This is a genomic window from Kitasatospora sp. NPDC050463, from assembly GCF_040655255.1.
Taxonomy (GTDB): Bacteria; Actinomycetota; Actinomycetes; order Streptomycetales; family Streptomycetaceae; genus Kitasatospora.
Window position 1 is genome coordinate 20,509 of sequence record NZ_JBFAJO010000060.1, and the last position, 16,957, is coordinate 37,465.

Consider the following 16,957-nt stretch of genomic DNA (forward strand, 5'->3'; position numbering starts at 1 on the left):
GCGGTGCGGGGTCGCCCACCCGACCGGCCCGGATGGCCTACCGAGGACAGCCGGACGGACGGAGCGTCAACTTTCGGACAACTCGGGGGCATCGCCCCGATCGCGCGACACCGGAAATGTTCCACCTGTGACCGGTGTCACTCGATCGGGCTTCCGGATTATGTCCGATATGTCGTCAGAACTTTCAGGCTGGAACACGTCTGACGCGTACACGCAGCCCTGCGTAGCCTAGGCTCGGCGGCCCCCTCCGCCGCCCCCCCACAACTCCCCCTCAGGAGCGCAGATGCGTCGTTCTGCCCGCGTACCCTCGCGTGTCCCCCGCAGATTCCTCAGCGCCGCAGCCCTCGTCGCAGCCCTCGGGCTCACCCAGTTCGCCGCCCCCTCGGCGTTCTCCACCGCCGCCGCGCAGGCGCCCGCCTCGGTCGCCGCCCCGTGCGTCGACGGGGCGGGCCAGGACGCGGGGGCCCGCAAGCCCGCCGGCAGCCCGGGCAGCCACGAGCCCAACGCCGTCACCGACGCCCAGGCCGCGGCCATGGACGCGGACCTCGACGCCCGTGTCGCCCAGCTGGCCCACTCCTCCCAGGGCAGCACGCTGCTCGCCCCCGGCACGCTGGCCGCCAGCACGACCGTCCCGGTGTACGTGCACGTCGTCCACGCCGGAACGACGGGCAAGCTCAGCGCGACGGACATCAGCCGGCAGATCTCCGTCCTCAACGCCGCCTACGGCGGCCAGGGCGCGGGCAACACCGCCAGCCAGTTCCAGTTCCAGCTGGTCGGCACCGACTACACCGACAACTCGACCTGGTACAACGGCATCACCCCGGGCTCCTCGGCCGAGCGGTCGATGAAGAGCTCGCTGCGCAAGGGCGGGGCCAACGCCCTCAACCTCTACACCGCAAAGCTCGGCCAGTCGCTGCTCGGCTGGGCGACGTTCCCCAGCTCCTACCAGTCGAACCCGAGCGACGACGGCGTGGTCATCCTCGACAGCTCGTTCCCCGGCGGCTCGGCGGCGAACTACAACGAGGGCGACACCGCCACCCACGAGGTCGGCCACTGGCTCGGGCTCTACCACACCTTCCAGGGCGGCTGCGGCGGCCAGGGCGACTACGTCTCGGACACCCCGGCCGAGAAGAGCGCCGCCTACCAGTGCCCGGCGGGCCGCGACACCTGCACCGCCACCGGCGTCGACCCGATCCACAACTTCATGGACTACACCTACGACTCCTGCATGACGCAGTTCACCCCCGGTCAGGTCGCCAGGATGTCCAACTCCTGGGCCGCCTACCGGGCCTGACGGCCCGGCCGTCCGACAGCGCTGGCGGGTGCGTGGGTGATGGGGCCCGCGCATCCGCCAGTACCAGTGCCGGTACCGCCCCCGTGGGCGGGCGTGCCGTCGGTGCCGGCGGTGCGTCGCTGCTTCCTCGGCAGCGGGCCGGGATCGCACAGGGTTCGAAAGCGTTCGACGCCCTCGGCGTGGCAATTTGCTGCTGTATGTCCGTATCGATCTATGTTTGGGAGGCAGCGGCAGGTGAAGCCGCGGTAGTCGAGCAAGGAGCAGCGGCATGGCCCACAGCGCGAACCCCCGGATCGTCGTCGGAGTGGACGGCTCGCCCGCCTCGGAGCGGGCGCTGCGCTGGGCGGTCGACTACGCCAAGCTGGTCGGCGGCCGCGTCCAGGCGATCGCCGCCTGGGAGTACCCGGCGTTCTACGGCTGGTCCGGGCTCGCGGTGCCTCTGGCCGAGGGCTTCAACCCCGAAGAACTGGCCGGGCGGACGCTCTCCGAAACGGTCGTCAAGGTCGTCGGGGACGACGCCGGCGTCAGGATCACCGAGGCCGTGATGCCCGGGAACGCCGCGCAGGCCCTGCTGGAGGCCGCCGACGGCGCCGCGCTGGTGGTGGTCGGCAGCCGGGGCCTCGGCGGATTCTCCGGCGCACTGCTCGGCTCCGTCAGCCGCCACCTCACCGAGCACGCCCCCTGCCCGGTCGTCGTGGTGCGCGAGCAGCAGGCGCCGCCCACCAGCGCGTGACGGGTCGCCGCGTGACGGACCAGCGCGTGACGGGCCGCCGCGTGACGGAAGGAAAGGACCCCCGGGCGCCCGGGCGTCCGGTCGGAGCAGGTGAATCGAGGGAGTGGACATGTCGCAGCGCCAGTCGGGCACGGTGAAGTGGTTCAACGCCGAGAAGGGGTACGGCTTCATCACCCCCGAGAGCGGGCCCGACCTCTTCGTCCACTTCAGGTCGATCCAGGGCGAAGGCTTCAAGAGCCTGGTGGAGGGCCAGCGGGTCACCTTCGTCGCGGCGCAGGGCCAGAAGGGCATGCAGGCCGACGACGTCGTCGTGGAGGACTGAGCCGGTCGCGCGCGCCCCGAGGCCGCCGCGCGGGGGAGGATGGAGCCATGCCAGAAGGCGACTCCGTCCACCGCGTGGCGGCCCGGCTGCACACGGCGCTCGCCGACCGGGTGCTGACCACCGCCGACCTGCGGGTCCCCGCGCACGCCACCGCCGACCTCACCGGCCGGCGGGTGCTGGAGGTCGCCGCACGCGGCAAGCACCTGCTCACCCGGCTCGAAGGCGGCCTCACCCTGCACACCCATCTGCGGATGGACGGCCGCTGGGAGGTCTACCGCCCCGGCGAGCGGTGGGCCGGCGGGCCCGCCTGGCAGATCCGGGCCGTCCTCGGCACCGAGGACGCCACTGCGGTCGGCTACCGGCTGCCCGTCGTCGAGCTGCTGCGCACCGCCGACGAACAGCGCGTCGTCGGCCACCTCGGGCCCGATCTGCTCGGCCCCGACTGGGACCAGGCCGAGGCCGTCCGCCGGCTGCTCGCCGAGCCCGGCCGGCCGCTCGCCGAGGCGCTCCTCGACCAGCGCAATCTGGCCGGCATCGGCAATGTCTACGCCAACGAGCTCTGCTTCCTGGCCGGCGTCACCCCGTGGACGGCAGTGGGTGAACTGCCGTGCCCCGAACGGCTGGTGGAGCGGGCCCGGCAGCTCCTCGACGCCAACCGGCTGCGCCCCGGGCACGTCACCACCGGTGACACCCGGCCCGGCCACCGGCACTGGGTGTACGGCCGGGCCGGGCGGCCGTGCCCGCGCTGCGGTGTCCTGGTCCGGACGGCGACCCAGGGCGCCCCGCCCCAGGAGCGAGTGGCGTTCTGGTGCCCGCACTGCCAGCGCGGACCGGCCCCCGAGGCACGGACCGCTAGCGGTGCTCGACCAGGGCCGGGTGGCGGGGGTCGTCGACCCGGACGGTGAGGTCGGCCGCCTCGGCGGGGGCGGTCTCGGCCTCGTAGCGGGCGAAGGCGGGCAGCGTCCACCGCTCCTCGGGCGCGGTACGGCGGGCCAGCGCGGCCGGGGTGAGCGCCAGGTGGACGGTCAGCTCCAGCGGCAGCCACCGGCCGAGCAGCAGCGCGCCGTCCAGCAGCAGCACCCCGCCGGCCGGGAGCGGGGTGTACGGTGCGCGGGTCGCGCGGTCGGTGGCCGGGTCGCGCAGGGACGGCAGGACCAGGCCGGTTCCGCCGGGCTCCAGCGGGTCCAGCACCTCGCGCAGCAGGGCGCCGTCGTCCAGCCAGAGGTCGTGATAGGCGTCCGGGTCCTGCCTGCCGTACTCCAGCCGGACCGAGGCCGGCCGGAGGAAGGCGGCCGCGGCCGACACCCGCAGGGTCGGGCGGCCGCGCACCCGCAGCGGCTCGACCAGCGCGTCGGCGAGCGCGCCGGGCAGGGCGGCCGGCGCGCCGTCCACGGCGACCCGCAGCCACCGCTCTCCGGCGCCGGGCAGGGCGGTGATGCGGTCGGCGAGGCGCTCGGCGAGCCGGTCGGGCGAGATCGGGTGTACCTGCACGCCGCCATCCTCCCCCGGCGCGGGGCGGGCCGAGGGGCCGGGGTCAGACGAGGGGGAGTGCGTGCAGGACGTCGTCGTGGCCGGCGTAGAGGCGGGTGGGGTCGTTGGAGAGCGACCAGACGTCGACGCCGGGGCCGGAGTCGCGGAACGTCCAGCGCTCCTCGCCGGTGGCGGCGTCCAGCGCGCACACGCCCGCGGCGGCCGGTCCGGGCACGTAGAGGGCCGGCCCGGCGAGCAGCGGGTGGCTGCGGCGATCCAGCCGGAACGGCAGGTGGCGCTCCCAGAGCCGGTCGCCGGTGGTCACGTCGTGGGCGGTGACCAGGCCGTTGTCGCGGAACAGATAGACCCGGGGGCCGCCGGTGACCGGCGGCAGGAGCCGCCACTCGTCGGCCGGCCCCGGGCGGACCGACCAGTGCGGGGCGCCGTCGGCGAGCCGCAGCGCCCGCAGCCCGGCCGGGCCCTCGGGCGCGTAGACGTGCTCCGCGTCGGCGACGGCCCAGGTCAGACCCGCTTCGGCGGGCACCGCCCAGAGCCGCTTGCCGGTGGCGGCCTCCAGCAGGGCCAGGTGGGCGCCGTCGGCCGAGTTGTCGAAGACCGGAACGCGGCCGCCGGCCGAGGTGACCGGGGTGAGCGGCCGTTCGCCGCCGAGGGCCGCGCGGGTCCAGAGCAGCCGCCGCTCCGGGACGTGCACCGCGAACAGCCGGTCGCCGCCGGCGTACGGCCGGGGCTGCACCGCGCCGTACACGACGTCGCCCGCGCAGCCGAACAGGGTGACCGTGCCGCTGCCCGACTCCTCCGGCAGCGGCAGGCTCCACTCCGAGGCCGGATCGGTGAGGTGGTGGCTGTCGACGTGGCCGTTGGAGGTGGTGAACACCCGGTCGGCGCCGACGACCACGCGGGTGCCCGGCTGGTCCACGTCGTCCGGCCAGTTCGCCCTGACCGCGGCGAACGTCAGCATCCGCAGGGGCTTGCCGGTGGCCGGGTCGAGCACCTGGAGCCCCTCGCGGGAGAGGAGGACCGGGACGGCGGGGCGCCCGTTCAGCCGCTCGGGTGCCATCGGCTCCCGGCCCCGGTACGTCCAGAGCGGCTCCGGTCCGGCGAGCCGGGTGGGCAGGGGCCGGGGCGGCGCCGGGTCCGGCCCGCCGGCCGAGCGGGCGAACGCCCAGGCCGCGGCGCCCGCCGCCAGCAGTCCGGCGCCGGCCAGCAACCGCCGCCGGGTGGGCCGCGGTCCGCCGTCGTCCTCGGCGCCGCCGCTCAGCACGTCGGCCGGTGCGCTCGACCGGTCGTCCGTCTCGTCCCACTGCCAGGCGCCGCCGCCCTGGTCGGACGCCGGCGGTCGGGCAGGGTCGGACGGTGCCGGCTGCATGGATGTACTCGCTTCCCCCGGGGCAGCCGATGCGCTGCGCTGTCCGACGGAGGATATCGAAGCCCGTCCGGACGGTTCGCAGGCGGCCGGTCACCGTGGGCGCACCACTCGTCGGGGTGCCGGCCCCCGCGGTGCACGGCCCGGCCGACGTGGACGCCCGTCGGCGTGGTGGGGGCCATCGCGACGGCCCCGAGGTCGACCACCGTGGTGCGGCCTCGGTCGGTCGGCGTGGCGGTCATGGCGGCGCGACCGGGGGGCGGCACGCCGGGCCTGCCCGGGCTCGCCTTGACAGTCCCTTGACCCGGGCGTAGCAAGGGAGGATGCGCCAGGGTGTGCCGGCGGACCGGCCCGGTCCGCACGTGACCGGCGGTACCTGGGCGGCGCGACCCGACGCGCGCCGTCCCCGGGAGCGCGATGCCGTGGCCGGGGCGACGCACGAGCGGGACGCACTGCTCGCGACCGCCGTCCGCAGGGTGCTGGCCGAGACCGACGCGTACGGCGGGATGGTCTACCTGCGTGCCCGGGACCGGCGCTCGCTGGTGCTCTGCACCATCGCTGGCGTGCCGCTGTCGATCATCACGCCGTTCCGGCGGGTCGCGGCGGCCGGGCCGATGCCGGTGGCGGTCAGCTTCCGGACGGGCCGCACGATCGCACTGGCCGACACCGAGGACACCATGCGGCGCTTCCCGCAGCTCGCCGTCGGCATGCCGTACGACTACGCCTCCGCCTGTGTGCCCGTCAAGACCGGCGAGGAGACGTACGGGGTGATCAGCGTGCTGTGGGCCGCCTCGGACGAAGGGGTGCCGCGCGGCGCGCAGCGGCACCTGAGGGTGGTGGCCGACGGCCTGGCGGCCGCGCTGGCGGCCCTGGACGGGCGCGGGCGCCTGATCGAACCCAACGGCGAGACCACCGTGGTCGAGCTGGCGCCGCCCTCCCCGCCGACCACCCGGGTCGGCCTGTTCGACTGGAACCTGGCCACCGGGGCGCTCTCCGTCGACGAGCAGTTCTGCGAGATCTTCGGGCTGTCGCCCGCCGAGTTCGACGGCCGGGCGGCCACCCTGACCACCCGGATCGCCCCCGGCGACCTGCCCGAGTTCCGGGCCGCCGCCCGTGCCGCACTGGACCACGGACAGGTGCTCGCGGCCCGCGTGCGGGTGCTCGACCACGAGGGCCACCCGTACCCGGTCGAACTCTGGGGCCGCGTCCCCGAGGGCGGCGGGCCGAACGGCCGCTCCCACCTGGTCGGCGCCGTGCTGGACACCCGTACCGGAACCGCCGCCGCGGCCGCCGTCGAGCGGCTGCGCGACGGCGTCTTCTCACTCGACCCGGACGGCCGCATCACCTACGCCAACCGCAGCGTCGAGCGCCTGCTGCACGCCCGCCGCGAGGACCTGGTCGGCCACCACCCGTGGGACGTGCTGCCCTGGCTCGCCGACCCGGTGTACGAGAACCGCTACCGCGCCGCGATGCTCTCCCAGCAGCCCACCGCCTTCCTCGCGGCCCGCCCGCCGGACGGCTGGCTGGCGTTCTCGCTCTACCCGGACACCCACGGCGTCACCGGCCGGGTCGTCGCCGCCGAGCCGCCCGCCGGCGCGGCCGAACCACCGGCCGAACCCCCGCCCGGCACCCGGACCAGCGTCGGGGCGATGTACCACCTGCTCCAGCTCGCCAGCGCGCTGAGCGAGGCGGTCACCGTCCGGGAGGTCTGCCAGGCCGTCGCCGAGCAGATCCTGCCGGCCTTCGGCGGCCAGGAGCTCGCCATCTACGCCGTCCGGGACAAGCGCCTCCACCTGGTCTCCCAGGCCGGTTACCCGGACGGCTTCCTGGACCGTTTCGAGGGAACACCGGTCGCCGCGCGCGTGCCGGGCGCCGAGGCGCTCAGCTCCGGTGCGCCGATCTTCTTCGAGTCCGTCCACGAGCTCGCCGTCGCCTATCCCGGCATCGCCCTGGACGAGATGGGCGCCTGGGCCTTCCTGCCGCTGATCGCCTCCGGCCACCCGGTCGGCAGCTGCATCATCGGCTTCGACGAGTCCCGCGTGTTCACCGTCGAGGAGCGCGGACTGCTCACCGCCCTCGGCGGCTTCATCGCCCAGGCCCTGGAGCGGGCCCGGCTCTACGACGCCGAGTTCGCCCTCGCCCGCGGCCTCCAGCAGGCCCTGCTGCCGCACCGGCTGCCGCACCTGGACAACGTCCGGATCACCGCCCGGTACCTGCCCGGCACCCAGGGGATGGAGATCGGCGGCGACTGGTACGACGCCATCGTCACCGGCCAGGACCTCAACCTGGTCATCGGCGACGTCGAGGGCCACAGCGTCGGCGCCGCCGCCACCATGGGACAGCTGCGCAGCGCGGTGCGGGCCTTCGCCGCCAGCGGACACCCGCCGGACGAGGTGCTGACGCGTACCAACCAGCTGCTGCTCGACCTCGACCCCGGGCTGCTCGCCAGCTGCTGCCTGATCCGGCTCACCCCCGCCGACGGCACCGCCCGGATCGCCCGGGCCGGGCACCTCCCGCCGGTGCTGCGCCACCCCGACGGGAGCACCGAGGCGCTCTACGTGGCGGGCGGGCCGCTGCTCGGCGTCGACAACCGGGCCGAGTACCCGGTCAGCGAGTTCCGGATGGCGCCGGGCTCGCTGCTCGCGCTCTACACGGACGGACTGGTCGAGGATCCGGCGGTGGAGATCGACCACGGCGTGGACCGGCTGCGCGTCGCCCTCGCCGGGGTGGCCGGGGAGCCCGGCGGCGAGGAGGACGGCCTGGAACGGCTGGTGGAGCGGCTGCTGCGCGAGGTCGGCTCCACCCACCGGGTCGACGACGTGGCGCTGATGCTCACCGCGTACGGGTGAGGCGCCGGCGCGGTGCCGGTGGGTGAGGCGCGGTCGGGGTCGGTGAGGCGCTGCCGCGCCCGTGCCACCGGTGACGGGGCGCGACTTTCGTCGGGGCGAGGAGCGACGAACGGCGACATTGCTCCGGGGTGCGCTTCGCTAGCCTCGCGGGGTGGACGCGATAGCGAAGGCCTGGTCGAGGGCAGGACGAAGGGTGTGGCGTACGGCGCTGCGGACGGCGCTGCCCGGGCCCTGGCGGCTCTGGCCGGTGGTGCGGGAGGCCGGCGGCGCGCTGCTGCTCGGCGCGCTCGCGGTGCTGATCGACGTGGCCTCCCACGAGTGCCTCTGGCCGGTTTTCGGTGTCGGGACGGCCGTGCTCTTCCTGCTCCGGCGCGGCCTGCCCTCGACCGTGCTGCTGCTCACCGCCGTCGCCGCCGGCTGGGCCGCTGGGCCGCTGCCGCTGCTGGCCTGCGTGGGCTGGTCGGCAGGCTCCCGGGTGAAGCGGGTCGGCGTGCTGGCCGGGTCGTTCGCCGGTGCCTTCCTGCTGATGACGGCCACCGGCGTGGTGAAGGACGCCGGGTCGGCACCGATGAAGCTGATGATCGGGTTCTCCCTGGGCGGCTTCCTGCTGCTCGCCGTGCTGCCCGCGCTCTGGGGCCGGTACCGGGCCCAGCGCCGGGCCCTGCTGGACGCGATGCGCGAGCGCAACGAGCAACTGCTGCGCGAGCGCACCATGGTGGCGCACCAGGCCCGGCTGCGCGAGCGGCACCGGATAGCCCAGGACATGCACGACAGCCTGGGCCACCAGCTCGCCCTGATCTCCGTTCACTCCGGCGCGCTGGAGGTCGACCGCACCCTGTCCGACCGGCAGCGGGAGGCGGTGGGCGTGCTGCGGCTGGCCGCCGTCGCCGCGATGCGCGAGCTGCGCGAGGTGGTCGGAGTGCTGCACGACGAGTCGACCGCCACGGTGCCCGCGCCGGTCGGCCCACCGGCCGGCGGTGGGCGGACCGGCGGACTGGAGGGCATCGGGAAGCTGGTCGAGTCCTCCCGGGCGGCCGGGACGCCGGTCGCCTTCGGGGAGGACGGCGAGCGCCGGACGCCGGCCGCCAACGTCGGCCACGCCGCGTACCGGATCGTCCAGGAGGCGCTCACCAACGCGCACAAGCACGCCCCCGGCGCGCCCATCACCGTGTCGCTGCGCTACGAGCCGGACGCGCTGGTGGTGGAGGTGGTCAACCCGCCGGCGCCGGAGCCGGTCGGGGTACGGGCGGGGTCCGGGACGGCGCCGGTCAGCGGCGGCCAGGGGCTGACCGGGCTGCGCGAGCGGGCCCGGCTGGTCGGTGGGATGGTGCACGCCGGGCCGACCGTCGAGGCCGGATTCCGGATCGCCGCCGTGCTGCCGTACGAGGGGGCCGGCGGCGATCCTGCCGTCGATCCGGCCTTCGGGCCCGGGCCCGTCGGGGAGGAGCCCTGGGCGCTGGACGCGCTGCCGGCGGTCGACGGCGTCACCGGGGGCCGGCGGCGGCGCAGCCCGGCGATCGGCTGCGCGGTCGGCGGGGCGGTCGTGCTGCTCACCGTGCTGGGGCTGCTGGTGTGGGGCGTGCTGGCCTTCATCGGCGCCGCCAACGACGCGACCGTGGAGCGTTCGCTGTACGACTCGATCCAGGAGGGCACGCCCGAGGCGGAGGTGGTGGGCCGTCTGCCGGCCGGCAACGGCTTCTTCACCAAGGACTACGAGGGCAGCGGCCCGACCCCGCCGGCGGGGTCGTCCTGCCGCTACTTCCTCGCCGGGGACACGACCGGCTCGGGGAGCGAGGACGCTGTGGCCCGGTTCTGCTTCAAGGACGGCGTGCTGGTGGAGAAGCAGCACTACCTGGGGAGGTTCTGAGACCACGGCCGAGCGGGTGACGGGGCCGCCCGGCGAGGCCGGCCCGGCCGAGGTGTGAGGATGGTGCCGAGCAGTGCCACCCGCACCACATCGAGGGGATGACCAGCAGTGATCCGAGTCCTCGTCGCCGACGACGAGCCGCTCATCCGGGCCGGGATCAGGATGATCCTGTCCTCCGCCGACGACATCGACGTGGTCGCCGAGGCGGCCGACGGCCGGCAGGCCCTGGACCTCGCGCTGGCCCACCGGGCCGACGTCGTCCTGCTGGACATCCAGATGCCGGTGATGGACGGGCTGACGGCGCTCGGCGAGCTGCGCCGGGTGGTGCCCGGCGCGCGGGCACTGATCCTCACCACCTTCGGGGAGCGCGACAACGTCCTGCGCGCCGTGACCGAGGGCGGCGCCGGGTTCCTGCTCAAGGACACCGCGCCCGCCGAGCTGATCCAGGCCGTCCGGGCCGCAGCCACCGGGAACGCCTTCCTCTCGCCCGCCGCCACCCGGCACATCGTCGACTCGCTGGCCGGCGCCCGCAGCGGCCCGGCCGCGGCCCGGGGGACGGCGGCCCGGCGGCGGCTGGAGGTGCTGACCGCGCGCGAGCTGGAGGTGCTGGCGCTGCTGGGCGAGGGCCTGTCCAACGCGGACGCGGGCGCCCGGATCCACATGAGCGAGGCGACGGTGAAGACGTACGTCAGCCGGATCCTGGCCAAGCTGGGCTGCGAGAACCGGGTGCAGGCGGCCCTGCTGGCGCGCGACGCGGGGCTGGGCGGCGCGATCTGACCCGCTCCGTGCCGAGGAATCCGTGCCGTCCGTACTGCGGCGGTCCGTGCGGCGGCCTCCCTGCTGGGGCGTCCATGCCGCAGCCGGGGCGAAGAGCGGGTCAGCGGGTGGCGATCCGCAGGGCGAGGCGGGTGCTGGAGTGGGCGACGCCCGCCTCGTGCTTCAGGCGGCGCAGCAACTGGTCGAGCCCGGCGGCGTCGGCCACCCGGGCACGCAGCAGATAGTCGTACTCGCCGGTGACATGGGCGGTCTCGGTGACGCCGGGCAGTCGTAGCGCCGTGGTCTCGAAGGTGTCGCTGTCCGTCTCCGGCCGCAGCCGGACGTCGACGAAGACGGTCAGGCCCGGGCGCGCGGTGTCGGCGGCCGGGTCGACCAGGGCGGTGAAGCCCCGGATCACCCCGGTCCGCACCAGCCGCCGGACCCGGTCGGCCGTCGCATTGGCGCTCAGGCCCACACGGGCGCCGAGGTCGCGGTAGGAGATCCGCGCGTCCGCGCGCAGCTCGCCGAGGATTTCGCTGTCGAGGGCGTCCATGCCGTGATTATCGCGGTCCGGACCGGGTTCCGGCCGCCGTTGTCGTGGCGGCTGCGCCACGGTGGCCGGTATGACGGACGTGACGGGCATGGCGGGCATGGCGGGCGCGGCGGCGACGGCGACCGGGACGGCCGGGGCCGGCACGGCAGCGGCGGCGCTGGCGGGAGTCGGCGCGGGGCTGGGCGTGGCGGTGCCGCTGGGGGCGGTCGGGGTGCTGCTGCTGGAGGAGGGGCGGCGCGGGCGCGCGGCCGCGGTGAGTGCGGCGTGCGCGGTGGCGTTCGTGGACGCGGCGTACGCGGCGCTCGCCACGGCGCTCGGCGCCCGGTGGGCGTCGACTCCTGCCGGCTGGGAGGCCTGGGCCCGGGCGGGTTCGGCCGTGGTGCTGACGGCGGTGGCGGTCCGCGGGCTGTTGGGCCTGCGCCGGCCCCAGGCCGCCCAGGCCGCCCAGGCCGCGCCGGGCGGCTCGGGCGGCTCGGGGGCGGCGGGTGGTCCGCTCCGGGCCTTTCTGCGGTTCACCGCGCTGACGGCGGTGAATCCGACGACCGCGCTCTACTTTGCCGCGTTGGTCACGGGCGGTGGCGGCCCACGGAGCGGCGCGGGCGGGGCGGCCTTCGTCGCGGGTGTGCTGGCGGCCTCGCTGCTCTGGCAGCAACTGCTGGCCGCGGTGGGCGTCTCGGTGGGCGCGCGGCTCTCGGCTCGGGCCCGCAGGTTCAGCTACTGCGTCGGCTACGGACTGGTCGTGTTCTACGCAGTGCGCACAGCGTGGCCACGCTGAGTCACGAGTGTGGGCGATACCACGGCGGCGCCCCGCGGAACCGGGAACTCCGGTGACGGCGGTGACGGTCCGTCGTCCTGTCATTGCGCTCCGTCGACGGTGTGGGCGGCTTCACAGATGGACAGATGTGAGCGCGAGCACGGAAATTGACCATTTGATCTTGAAAATGCTGTCAAACCCGTTCATTTCGGGCACGGTTTCATGATCGATACCGCCGGTAACAGTCAACTGACCTGCAGGGCCCAAGAATTGCTTGAAGCCGCCCCTGAGGGCCCGTAGCTTCATTGGCGGTGCAACGAGCACCACCCGGGTTCACCCCCGACGCACGGCCCGCCGACTGACCCCCGGCGCGAGGGCCGTGCCCGTTGACGCGACCGGCTCGAACAGGCCGTCGGCGAGCGGGGGTGGCCGGGGCGGCGCGGCACGTCCGACACGTGTCCGGCCGCCCGTCGAGTGAGGTGAGCGCGACGGCCCTGCCAAGGGCCTGGTTCCGCCTGCCCGCCCGGGGCTTGTCGAGAGGACTTTCATGACGATCCGTAACGAGACCGCCGCTGCCACCACCAACACCGCCACCGCCGGGAAGCGCCGCAGCCGTGCCCGTCTGGTGCTGGTCGGCGGGGCCGTCGCGGCCCTTCCGGTGGCCGGCCTCGTCACGGCCACCTCGGCCTCCGCCGCGTCCACCTCGACCTGGGACGCCGTCGCCCAGTGCGAGAGCGGTGGCAACTGGAGCATCAGCACCGGCAACGGCTTCTCCGGCGGACTGCAGTTCACCCCGTCCACCTGGGCCGCGTACGGCGGCACCGCCTTCGCCTCGCAGGCCAACCAGGCGACCAAGGCACAGCAGATCTCGGTCGCCGAGAAGGTGCTCGCCTCGCAGGGCCCCGGCGCCTGGCCGGTCTGCTCGGCGAAGGCGGGCCTGGCCAAGGGCGGCGCCCCGGCGGCCGTCGACACCTCGGCCCCGGCCGCTCCCAAGGTCGCGGCCCCCAAGGCGCAGCAGCCGGCCAAGCCCGCGCAGACCCCGCAGGCGAAGCAGGCCCCGAGCAAGCCCGCGCAGGGCGACCAGGCCCAGAAGTCGCAGAAGACGCAGTCCTGGAAGTCCCAGGACGTCGCCAAGGCCACCAAGCCGGCCGCCGACGACCGGAACGCCTCCGGCGGCAGCTACACCGTCAGGAGCGGCGACACCCTGAGCGACATCGCGGCCAAGTTCGGCACCGACACCGCGAGCCTGCACGCCAAGAACGTCAAGGCGATCGGCGGCAACCCGGACCTCATCTTCCCGGGCCAGACGCTCAGCGTCTGACGCCTCCCCGCAGTCGCCCGTCCCCGCATTCGCGCCGAGCGGCCGTCCCGTCCAGGGGCGGCCGCTCGGCGCGTCGCCGGGGCCGGCGCCGTGCCTCGGCAGATCGCTGACGGCGGGTCGGCCGGCCCGGCCAGCCGGCGGTGGCTTCGTACTGCGGGGCGGCGTCCACGGAACTGCCGGAGGCCCCCGGTGGTAGTTGAACGTTGAACGCGACGTCCGAATACCGCCGGACTCGCGGGCGGCGTGAGCTGAAGATTGAGTCATGTCCGGGAACGAGTCAAGGAGTTCAGGCGATATGACGATGACCAAGCTTGCGAAGCTCGACGGCAAGGTGGCCCTGGTGACCGGCGGCAGCCGGGGGATCGGGGAGGCGGTGGCCCTGCGGCTGGCCGAGGACGGCGCCGACGTCGTGGTCACCTACCAGGGCGGTACGGAACGGGCCGAGGCGGTCGCGGCCAAGATCACCGGGATGGGCCGGCGCGGCTGGGCGGTCCGGGCGGACAGCGCCGACCCGCAGGCCGTCCGGGCCGTGGTCGAGGCGGTGGCCGAACGCTTCGGGCGGCTCGACATCCTGGTCAACAACGCCGGCGTCGGCGTGCTCGGCCCGATCGGCGAAATCGCGCTCGACGACGTGGACCGGGTGCTGGAGGTGAACGTCCGGGCGCCGTTCCTTTACGCCCAGGCGGCCTCCGCCCACCTGGGCGAGGGCGGGCGGATCATCACCATCGGCAGCTGTGTCACGAAGCACGTGGCCTTCCCCGGCGCCACGCTCTACGGGGCCAGCAAGGCCGCGATGATCGGTCTCACCAAGGCGCTCTCGCGCGAGCTGGGCCCGCGCGGGATCACCGCCAACGTCATCCACCCCGGGCCGATCGACACCGAGATGAACCCGGCGGACGGCCCGTCGGCGGAGTTCCAGCGGGGCCTGACCGCGCTCGGCAGCTACGGCCGGGTCGAGGACATCGCGGCCACGATCGCGCACCTCGTCAGCGAGGACGGCCGGTACATCACCGGCGCCGAGATCGCCGTCGACGGCGGCCTCGCGGCCTGAGCCGGTCGGCCCCGAGTCGAACGCGGGGCCGAATGCGGGGTCGAACGCGGGGCCGACCGTGGGGTCGACGACCGGCCCGGCGCGGTGTTGCGCCGGGCCGGTTGTCGGTCCTCCCGTTTACGATCGGCCGGTCCGATCGCCTGACCCCGAAGCGAAGAGGTGTGCCATGACCGCAGCGGAAGACCCGATCGAGCTGCTCGCCCGGGCCCTGGCGCAGACCGCCGGGCTGATCGACGGCATCGGCGCCGAGCAGGCGACCCATCCGACCACCTGCCGCTCCTGGGACGTCGCCCAGCTGGTCAGCCATCTCCTCTTCGACCTGCGGCAGTTCACCATCCGGGCGGAGGGTGGCAACCCGGACTGGTCACAGCCCTTCACCCGCCTGGAAGGCGACTGGCTGCACGCCTTCGAGGCCGGTGCCGAGGGGTTGGTGGCGGCCTGGCGCGAGGCCGGCGACCTGGACGGCGTCATCGAGGTGCCCGGCGTCGGTGAGCTGCCCGCCCGCTTCCCGGTGGACCAGCAGATCGCCGAGTTCGCCGTGCACGCCTGGGACGTGGCCCGTTCCACCGGCCAGTCCACCGCCGGCCTGGACCAGGACGTCGCGGCTGCCTCGCTCGCCTGGGGGCGCGGCGCGCTGCGCCCCGAGTACCGGGGCAGCGAGGAGGAGCACCATGCCTTCGGCCCGGAGGTGACGGTGTCCGAGGACGCGCCCGTCTACGACCGGTTGGTCGCCTTCTTCGGTCGCGATCCGCAGACGCGGTGAGCCGTGGCCGGTGCCCGGTGGCAGGCAGCGCCCCCAGCGCTGCCGGCCGGCCCCGGTACGGGCCGTTCCCGACCGGGCGCCGTCGGCCCGGCCCGTTGCCGAGCGGGCGGGGCGGGGTGCTACCGGCCCCGGCTCCAACGGAACTCGATACTCGGGGCAGTGCGAGGTGGGACCGTGGAGCAGGGCCGAGGGGCGGCCGCCCAGGAACGGTCGACGTAGGCGCGGGTGCGGGCACGGGTCGGCTCCGTCGCACGCCCCGGCGCGAGGGTGCCGAGGAGTTCGGCGTGGACGTCGGCGGGCAGATGGGCGGCCGGCTCGCCGGGGCCGGCGGCGTGCGGCGGGTCGGTGAAGCGGAGGTGGCCGTCGCCGCCGGGGCGCAGCACATCGGGCTCCCTCGCGGTGCTTCGGCATGGAACGAGAGCGGGTGGTCCCGGTTCGCATTCAAGCGCGGCGCGCGCGGATGGCGAGGAATGGCGGGAGTCCGGCCCTTCGCGGCTGCGCGACCACTACTTGGGCGCTCGGGACCGGCTCGGTCACAGCTTCCAGGGCGAACCCGTACCGGACCAATGCGGCCAGGTAGGTGGACAGCATGCGGTGCCGGTTGCCGGCCCGGCGGGCGCCCTCGGGGTTGTCGGAGCGCCAGAACCCTTCGGCGAGGTAGTCGCCGACGACCCGGTGGGCGGCTCCGTCTGCGACCTGCGTCCAGGTGGCGAACGGCGCTTCGAAGCAGGGGTGGGGGATGGTGAAGACGAGTGAGCTCCGCGCCACGAGCACGCGTCGCACGGACGCGAGCGCGGCATCGAGGTCAGGCACGTTGTTCAGGGACAGGCCTGCGGTCACCCAGTCGACCGAGTCGGCGGCGACCGTGCTCAGTGTGCATCCGTCGTCGACGGCGTAGACCACCGTGCCGGGTTGGCCTGTTCCGGCGGCCCACGCGTGTTCGATCATCCGTGGTGACGGGTCGATGCCCACCACCGACGCCCCGCGAGCAGCCGCCGAGCGGGCGATGATCCCCTCGCCGCATCCCAGGTCGAGGACACGATGGCCGTCCAGATCCTCGGGGAGGAGATCAAGCAGGACGGCACGGTTGAAGTCGTGCATCGCAGAACCAGCCCGCAGCAGACCTGCGTACCAGTCGGCGATGGTGTCCCAGGAGTCAGTCATCGAATCCCGGACGCTACTCGCTCCCCCCAGGACACCACCACCACTTTCAGCTCGCTCCCGCCCTGGGAATCAGCCGTCTAGGGCGTGGCCCCGGTCGCGAGCCCGGTCGCGAGCCCGGTGGCCGCCTGGGGTGTCGGCCCGGTGGCGGCCCGCCCGGCGGCGGCCGCCTTCTTGATCGCCTCGCGGATCCGCGGGTAGGTGCCGCAGCGGCAGATGTTCTGGATCTGGTCGATGTCGGCGTCGGTCGGCTCCGGGGTGCGGCGCAGCAGGGCCACCGCCGTCATGATCTGGCCGGGTTGGCAGAAGCCGCACTGGGCGACGTCGCACTCCAGCCAGGCCTCCTGGACGGGGTGCAGGACCTCGCCGTCGGCGAGGCCCTCGATGGTGGTGACCGTCCGGCCGGCGCAGTCCTTGACCGCCGCGGTGCACGGCTGGAACTCCTCGCCGTCCAGGTGGCTGGTGCAGGCGCGGCAGACGCCGACCCCGCAGCCGTACTTGGGGCCGGTGACGCCGAGCTTGTCGCGCAGCACCCAGAGCAGCGGCATGTCGTCCGGGGCCTCGACGGTGACCGGCTGCCCGTTGAGGACGAAGGTGTGGCTGGTCATGGGGAGTTGAGCCCTTCGAGGAGGTCGGGGGTCGGGGAGGCGACGGACCGGAGTGGCCGGGGGAGTGGCGC

General features: G+C 74.7%; 18 protein-coding genes. 11 read left to right on the top strand and 7 right to left on the bottom strand.

Features of this window, described 5'->3' with window-relative positions; translation table 11 throughout:
- Positions 1-283 precede the first annotated feature (283 nt).
- The 4 genes from AB0J08_RS30245 to AB0J08_RS30260 all read left to right on the top strand — a co-directional run bounded on the left by AB0J08_RS30245 (position 284) and on the right by AB0J08_RS30260 (position 3,254).
- The gene (locus tag AB0J08_RS30245) at positions 284-1,294 is read left to right on the top strand and encodes a zinc metalloprotease (protein ID WP_360641034.1); all 1,011 of its coding nucleotides are present in this window, start codon (positions 284-286) and stop codon (positions 1,292-1,294) included.
- Between the two features lie 268 nt (positions 1,295-1,562).
- Complete coding sequence (locus AB0J08_RS30250) at positions 1,563-2,027, top strand: universal stress protein (protein WP_360641035.1); 465 nt, start codon at positions 1,563-1,565, stop codon at positions 2,025-2,027.
- A gap of 109 nt (positions 2,028-2,136) precedes the next feature.
- Entirely contained in the window at positions 2,137-2,349 is a 213-nt protein-coding gene (locus AB0J08_RS30255) for a cold-shock protein (protein WP_360641036.1), read from the top strand.
- A 47-nt stretch (positions 2,350-2,396) separates the two neighbouring features.
- On the top strand, positions 2,397-3,254 hold the full coding sequence (locus AB0J08_RS30260; protein ID WP_360641037.1) for a DNA-formamidopyrimidine glycosylase family protein: 858 nt from the start codon (positions 2,397-2,399) through the stop codon (positions 3,252-3,254).
- On the opposite strand, the gene AB0J08_RS30265 is transcribed toward AB0J08_RS30260, so the two are convergent.
- Both AB0J08_RS30265 and AB0J08_RS30270 read right to left on the bottom strand, forming a co-directional pair.
- Complete coding sequence (locus AB0J08_RS30265; protein WP_360641038.1) at positions 3,202-3,840, bottom strand: uridine kinase; 639 nt, start codon at positions 3,838-3,840, stop codon at positions 3,202-3,204. The genes AB0J08_RS30260 and AB0J08_RS30265 overlap by 53 nt on opposite strands.
- A 43-nt stretch (positions 3,841-3,883) precedes the next feature.
- Positions 3,884-5,206 carry a PQQ-binding-like beta-propeller repeat protein gene (locus AB0J08_RS30270; RefSeq protein WP_360641039.1) on the bottom strand — a complete coding sequence of 441 codons (1,323 nt, stop codon included), beginning with the start codon at positions 5,204-5,206 and terminating at the stop codon, positions 3,884-3,886.
- A 320-nt stretch (positions 5,207-5,526) separates the two neighbouring features.
- Here AB0J08_RS30270 and AB0J08_RS30275 point away from each other — a divergent pair, with 320 nt between their 5' ends.
- The 3 genes from AB0J08_RS30275 to AB0J08_RS30285 all read left to right on the top strand — a co-directional run bounded on the left by AB0J08_RS30275 (position 5,527) and on the right by AB0J08_RS30285 (position 10,696).
- Positions 5,527-8,052 carry a SpoIIE family protein phosphatase gene (locus tag AB0J08_RS30275; RefSeq protein WP_360641040.1) on the top strand — a complete coding sequence of 842 codons (2,526 nt, stop codon included), beginning with the start codon at positions 5,527-5,529 and terminating at the stop codon, positions 8,050-8,052.
- Between the two features lie 193 nt (positions 8,053-8,245).
- Positions 8,246-9,919 (top strand): histidine kinase, encoded by a 1,674-nt coding sequence (locus AB0J08_RS30280; RefSeq protein ID WP_360641041.1) that lies wholly within the window; start codon positions 8,246-8,248, stop codon positions 9,917-9,919.
- 108 nt (positions 9,920-10,027) lie between these two features.
- Positions 10,028-10,696 carry a response regulator transcription factor gene (locus AB0J08_RS30285; RefSeq protein ID WP_360641042.1) on the top strand — a complete coding sequence of 223 codons (669 nt, stop codon included), beginning with the start codon at positions 10,028-10,030 and terminating at the stop codon, positions 10,694-10,696.
- 100 nt (positions 10,697-10,796) lie between these two features.
- Here the strand turns inward: AB0J08_RS30285 and AB0J08_RS30290 are convergent, their stop codons facing one another.
- Complete coding sequence (locus AB0J08_RS30290) at positions 10,797-11,228, bottom strand: Lrp/AsnC family transcriptional regulator (protein ID WP_360641043.1); 432 nt, start codon at positions 11,226-11,228, stop codon at positions 10,797-10,799.
- Positions 11,229-11,298: 70 nt separating this feature from the next.
- Here AB0J08_RS30290 and AB0J08_RS30295 point away from each other — a divergent pair, with 70 nt between their 5' ends.
- Positions 11,299-12,003, top strand: a complete 705-nt coding sequence (locus AB0J08_RS30295; protein WP_360641044.1) for a lysine transporter LysE — start codon at positions 11,299-11,301, stop codon at positions 12,001-12,003.
- A 111-nt stretch (positions 12,004-12,114) separates the two neighbouring features.
- Here the strand turns inward: AB0J08_RS30295 and AB0J08_RS30300 are convergent, their stop codons facing one another.
- On the bottom strand, positions 12,115-12,309 hold the full coding sequence (locus tag AB0J08_RS30300) for a hypothetical protein (RefSeq protein WP_360641045.1): 195 nt from the start codon (positions 12,307-12,309) through the stop codon (positions 12,115-12,117).
- Positions 12,310-12,529: 220 nt separating this feature from the next.
- On the opposite strand from AB0J08_RS30300, the gene AB0J08_RS30305 reads away from it, so the two are divergent.
- From AB0J08_RS30305 to AB0J08_RS30315, 3 genes are all read left to right on the top strand, one after another.
- Complete coding sequence (locus AB0J08_RS30305) at positions 12,530-13,303, top strand: transglycosylase family protein (RefSeq protein WP_360641046.1); 774 nt, start codon at positions 12,530-12,532, stop codon at positions 13,301-13,303.
- 301 nt (positions 13,304-13,604) lie between these two features.
- Positions 13,605-14,354, top strand: a complete 750-nt coding sequence (locus tag AB0J08_RS30310; RefSeq protein ID WP_360641066.1) for an SDR family oxidoreductase — start codon at positions 13,605-13,607, stop codon at positions 14,352-14,354.
- Positions 14,355-14,520: 166 nt separating this feature from the next.
- The gene (locus AB0J08_RS30315; RefSeq protein ID WP_360641047.1) at positions 14,521-15,117 is read left to right on the top strand and encodes a TIGR03086 family metal-binding protein; all 597 of its coding nucleotides are present in this window, start codon (positions 14,521-14,523) and stop codon (positions 15,115-15,117) included.
- Positions 15,118-15,236: 119 nt separating this feature from the next.
- Here AB0J08_RS30315 and AB0J08_RS30320 read toward each other — a convergent pair whose 3' ends face one another.
- The 3 genes from AB0J08_RS30320 to AB0J08_RS30330 all read right to left on the bottom strand — a co-directional run bounded on the left by AB0J08_RS30320 (position 15,237) and on the right by AB0J08_RS30330 (position 16,886).
- Positions 15,237-15,500: a hypothetical protein gene (locus AB0J08_RS30320; RefSeq protein ID WP_360641048.1), complete on the bottom strand. Its 264-nt coding sequence runs from the start codon at positions 15,498-15,500 to the stop codon at positions 15,237-15,239.
- A 58-nt stretch (positions 15,501-15,558) separates the two neighbouring features.
- The gene (locus tag AB0J08_RS30325; protein WP_360641049.1) at positions 15,559-16,281 is read right to left on the bottom strand and encodes a class I SAM-dependent methyltransferase; all 723 of its coding nucleotides are present in this window, start codon (positions 16,279-16,281) and stop codon (positions 15,559-15,561) included.
- A 77-nt stretch (positions 16,282-16,358) separates the two neighbouring features.
- Positions 16,359-16,886: a (2Fe-2S)-binding protein gene (locus AB0J08_RS30330; protein ID WP_360641050.1), complete on the bottom strand. Its 528-nt coding sequence runs from the start codon at positions 16,884-16,886 to the stop codon at positions 16,359-16,361.
- Between the last annotated feature and the right edge of the window lie 71 nt (positions 16,887-16,957).

Bases quoted from the DNA above. Each gene is read 5' to 3' on its own strand.
- AB0J08_RS30245 (WP_360641034.1), top strand. From the start codon at position 284: ATGCGTCGTTCTGCCCGCGTACCCTCGCGTGTCCCCCGCAGATTCCTC.
- AB0J08_RS30250 (WP_360641035.1), top strand. From the start codon at position 1,563: ATGGCCCACAGCGCGAACCCCCGGATCGTCGTCGGAGTGGACGGCTCG.
- AB0J08_RS30255 (WP_360641036.1), top strand. From the start codon at position 2,137: ATGTCGCAGCGCCAGTCGGGCACGGTGAAGTGGTTCAACGCCGAGAAG.
- AB0J08_RS30260 (WP_360641037.1), top strand. From the start codon at position 2,397: ATGCCAGAAGGCGACTCCGTCCACCGCGTGGCGGCCCGGCTGCACACG.
- AB0J08_RS30270 (WP_360641039.1), bottom strand. From the start codon at position 5,206: ATGCAGCCGGCACCGTCCGACCCTGCCCGACCGCCGGCGTCCGACCAG.
- AB0J08_RS30275 (WP_360641040.1), top strand. From the start codon at position 5,527: ATGCGCCAGGGTGTGCCGGCGGACCGGCCCGGTCCGCACGTGACCGGC.
- AB0J08_RS30290 (WP_360641043.1), bottom strand. From the start codon at position 11,228: ATGGACGCCCTCGACAGCGAAATCCTCGGCGAGCTGCGCGCGGACGCG.
- AB0J08_RS30295 (WP_360641044.1), top strand. From the start codon at position 11,299: ATGACGGACGTGACGGGCATGGCGGGCATGGCGGGCGCGGCGGCGACG.
- AB0J08_RS30305 (WP_360641046.1), top strand. From the start codon at position 12,530: ATGACGATCCGTAACGAGACCGCCGCTGCCACCACCAACACCGCCACC.
- AB0J08_RS30310 (WP_360641066.1), top strand. From the start codon at position 13,605: ATGACCAAGCTTGCGAAGCTCGACGGCAAGGTGGCCCTGGTGACCGGC.
- AB0J08_RS30315 (WP_360641047.1), top strand. From the start codon at position 14,521: ATGACCGCAGCGGAAGACCCGATCGAGCTGCTCGCCCGGGCCCTGGCG.
- AB0J08_RS30325 (WP_360641049.1), bottom strand. From the start codon at position 16,281: ATGACTGACTCCTGGGACACCATCGCCGACTGGTACGCAGGTCTGCTG.
- AB0J08_RS30330 (WP_360641050.1), bottom strand. From the start codon at position 16,886: ATGACCAGCCACACCTTCGTCCTCAACGGGCAGCCGGTCACCGTCGAG.